Source organism: Burkholderia sp. S171, from assembly GCF_009766085.1.
Taxonomy (GTDB): Bacteria; Pseudomonadota; Gammaproteobacteria; order Burkholderiales; family Burkholderiaceae; genus Caballeronia.
In genome coordinates this window covers 1-959 of record NZ_LMUF01000078.1, presented here as the reverse complement: position 1 = coordinate 959, position 959 = coordinate 1, and the positions used below count along the sequence as shown (strand labels likewise).

The 959-nt window shown below is 63.4% G+C and carries 1 protein-coding gene; it reads right to left on the bottom strand.

Annotated features, from left to right (window positions below; translation table 11 throughout):
• On the bottom strand, nucleotides 1–959 hold a 959-nt coding region (locus GSQ93_RS37535), incomplete at both ends, for a dihydroxy-acid dehydratase (protein ID WP_254074269.1).

Here is a 959-nt window from a genome sequence, read left to right as displayed (position 1 = left end):
TCCTCCGGGCCTTCGAACACGACGACCTTGCCCTCGAACACATCGGGATGATCCGGGTCAGCGAGGAAGCGCTTGCGGAACGCCTCGTCGATCACGCTGACCTTCATGACGGCGCTATCGAAGAGGTTGCCTGAGAGCACGACGTATCCGGCCGACTCTTTCAACGGGTTCGCGTACGCACGAATCACCTCGCGATCGGGCGCGGGAACGGTGGTCAGGTCTTCGCTCAACGTGCGGCCGGTGACCGTGCGTACGTTAGCGTTCAAACGGCCCGCATCAAGCAGTTCCTTCATCACGGCCGGCACGCCCCCTGCCCGATGAAACGCTTCGCCAAGGAAACGCCCGGCCGGCTGGCAGTCCACCAGTAACGGGACTTCGGGACCCAGCCGTTGCCAGTCTTCCAGCGTGTGATCGACACCCATGTGGCGCGCAATCGCGATCATGTGAATCGGACAATTCGATGAAGCGCCAAGCGCGGCCGCCGCGACTACGGCGTTCTCGAATGCACTCTTGGTCATGATGTCCGACGGACGCAGATTTTCCGCCACCATGCCGACGATACGCTTGCCGGTCGCGTACGCCATCCATCCACGCTCACGATGCGGCCCGGGAATCGCCGCGCAACCGGGCAGCGACATGCCAAGCGCTTCAGCAAGCGAGTTCATGGAGAGCGCCGTGCCCATCGTGTTGCAATGCCCGACTGAGGGCGCGGAAGAAGCCACCATGTCCATGAAGCCGGGATAGTCGATCTCGCCGGCGGACAAGCGTTTGCGAGCGTCCCAGATCACCGTGCCGGAGCCTGCAAGCTTGCCGTTGTACCAGCCGTCTAGCATCGGGCCGCCCGATAGCACGATGGCGGGAATGTTGACCGTGGCGGCAGCCATCAGGCACGCGGGCGTGGTCTTGTCGCAGCCGGTGGTGAGGACCACGCCGTCTATCGGATAGCCGTGCAGGATCTC